Consider the following 2,484-nt stretch of genomic DNA (forward strand, 5'->3'; position numbering starts at 1 on the left):
GGCGACGCCCCGGCCGGGGTCTGGCTGACCGGGCTCGGGTATGAGCCGTGGAACGCGCACAGCGATTCCGCGACCAGATCCGCGCCCAGGCGGTCGCCGCCCTGGAGGCGTACGCGTCGCCGGCCGAGCGCGCCGACCCGGCGGTGGCCGGGGTGACCCAGTAGGCTGACCGCCGTGGTGACGTGGATCGTGGTCGGGGTCGTGCTGTTCGCGTTCGTCGTGCTGGCCCTGGCGGTCCGCCCGGTGCTGGCGCGGCTGCCCCGGCTGCGCCGGGCGGCGCTCGCGCTGCAGGGGCGCCAGGCCGAGGCGGAGACGCTGCGCTCGGCCGCCGAGGCGCTCCAGGAGCGGGCCGAGGCGCTGCAGGAACGGGTCACCGTCGTCCAGGAACGCACCGCGTTGATCAAGGCCAGGCGCGGAAAGTGATCGACGGCCGTCGGTCCGAGTCGCGCTAGCTGCGCGTTCCGGGGCGACTTCGCGCACGATCGCGCCCGGACGGGTGGTTGACGGGACACTTCGGGTTGGTCGAGACTTCACCGACCAGGCCCGCACCGAGGGGCCGGGTGGGGTGGCAAGCCTCGTCGACGCACGTACGATGGGCTGCGACCACCCCTCACCACACTGAGCGACTGGAGCTTCCCATGGGTGCCCTCAAGCCGTGGCACATCGCCGTACTCGTGGTCGTGCTGATCCTGCTCTTCGGCGCGAAGCGGCTCCCCGACGCGGCCCGTTCGCTGGGCCGCTCGCTGCGGATCATCAAGGCCGAGACCAAGAGCCTGCACGATGACGACCGCGACCTGGCCGAGAAGGCCGACGCGCAGTCCGGCTACCAGCCGCTCCCGCCGCAGCAGCAGTACGCGCAGCCGCAGCAGCAGCAGTTCGCCCCGCAGCCGCAGCAGCCGGTCGCCCCGCCGGTCGACCCGGTGCAGCGCGTCCGCGAGAACTGATCCGGAGGGCCCCCGACCGTGGCCTTCGGGTTGAAGAAGCGCGGCCCGACCGAGTTCGAACGGGCCGCCGACGGCTCGATGACGCTCATGGAGCACGTCCGCGAGCTGCGCAACCGGCTGTTCCGCGCCTCGCTGGCGATCGTCGCCGGCCTGATCGCCGGTTTCTGGCTCGCCGATCCGGTGTTCCTGCTGCTCAAGCGGCCGTACTGCCGGCTGCCCGACACGAAGGACGCGTTGGGGCACTGCCAGGACCTGCTGGCGCTGGCGCCGACGACCGGTTTCGTGCTGAAGCTGAAGCTGGCGCTCTGGCTCGGCCTGATCATCGGCGGGCCGGTCTGGCTCTACCAGCTCTGGGCGTTCATCGCCCCCGGCCTGCACCGGCACGAGCGCAAGTGGGCGTACGTCTTCGTGTCGATCGCCGCGCCGCTCTTCGCGGCCGGCGGGGTGCTGGCCTACTTCGTGGTCGACAAGGGCCTCGGGTTCCTGATGGACTCCGGGGTCGGCGGGCTGTCCAACCAGTTCGAGGTCAGCGCCTACATCGGCTTCGTCACCAATATGATCCTGCTGTTCGGGGTGGCGTTCGAGTTCCCGCTGATCCTGCTCATGCTCAACTTCACCGGGGTGGCCAGCGCCCGCAGGCTGCTGAGCTGGTGGCGCGTGGTGATCTTCGTGTCCTTCGCGTTCGCCGCGATCGCCACGCCCGACCCGGGCCCGTTCGGCATGACGCTGCTGGCCACCGCGCTCTCGCTGCTCTACTTCGTCGCGGTCGGCGTGGCCTTCCTCAACGACAAGCGGCGCGGGCGGGGCCGGGAGATCTACGCGGACGTCGCCGACGACGAGGTGTCGCCGCTGGATCTCTCCGTCGAGCCGGTGGAGGCGAGCGGGCGGGTCGAGGCGGCCGCCCCGATCGGGGCGCCGCAGCCGATCACCGCTCCCACGCCGATCGAGCGCCGCTACGACGACATGACCTGACCGTCACCGCCGTCGAGCTGAAACGCCGCCCCGTCCGGGGCGGCGTTTCGCGTACTCGGGATCCGCACACGGCGGGCCGGCGGTCCAGCGGGCGCCGGCGGCATACTGGCGACCGTGATCGACAACCGCCCGCCGGCCGGCCCCGACCTCGCCTCGGCGCTGCGCTTCCTGACCGAACTGGTCGCCTGGGTCGCCACCCCGTGGGCGCTCGCCCCGCACTCCGTCGTCCTCGCCGTCGCCTCGGTCGTGGTGCTGATCGGCCTGCCCACCGTCTTCGCCACCCCCGGCGACAAGAAGCAGGTGCTGGTGGCGGTGCCCGGGGTGGTGACGATCGCCCTGGTGCTGCTGCAACTGGTCGCCGCGGTGGTCTCGTCCTGGGCGGCCTGGCCCCGGCCGGTCGCGGTGGCGGTCACGGTGCTGGCCCTGGCCGCGATGGTCACCGAGCTGCCGCGCTGGCGCCGGCTGGCCCCGCTCGCCCGCGACGGCCGCCCGCTCCGCCCGGCCGCCTGAGGTCCCGCCCGGTCCTCCCGGCCGTCTCAGGTCCCGCCCGGGCTGCCTGATCCGCTCG

4 protein-coding genes are annotated in these 2,484 nt (G+C 72.9%); all 4 read left to right on the top strand.

Annotated features, from left to right (window positions below; all coding sequences use genetic code 11):
- The first annotated feature begins 174 nt into the window (after positions 1-174).
- Entirely contained in the window at positions 175-423 is a 249-nt protein-coding gene (locus tag ACWEVO_RS34890; RefSeq protein WP_452311672.1) for a hypothetical protein, read from the top strand.
- A 215-nt stretch (positions 424-638) separates the two neighbouring features.
- Complete coding sequence (gene tatA, locus ACWEVO_RS34895) at positions 639-944, top strand: Sec-independent protein translocase subunit TatA (protein WP_452311673.1); 306 nt, start codon at positions 639-641, stop codon at positions 942-944.
- An 18-nt stretch (positions 945-962) separates the two neighbouring features.
- Complete coding sequence (tatC, locus tag ACWEVO_RS34900; protein WP_452311674.1) at positions 963-1,916, top strand: twin-arginine translocase subunit TatC; 954 nt, start codon at positions 963-965, stop codon at positions 1,914-1,916.
- Positions 1,917-2,030: 114 nt separating this feature from the next.
- Positions 2,031-2,426 (top strand): hypothetical protein, encoded by a 396-nt coding sequence (locus ACWEVO_RS34905; protein WP_452311675.1) that lies wholly within the window; start codon positions 2,031-2,033, stop codon positions 2,424-2,426.
- Positions 2,427-2,484: the final 58 nt, after the last annotated feature.

This window comes from Micromonospora sp. NPDC003776 (assembly GCF_053605645.1).

Bases quoted from the DNA above. Each gene is read 5' to 3' on its own strand.
- tatA (WP_452311673.1), top strand. From the start codon at position 639: ATGGGTGCCCTCAAGCCGTGGCACATCGCCGTACTCGTGGTCGTGCTG.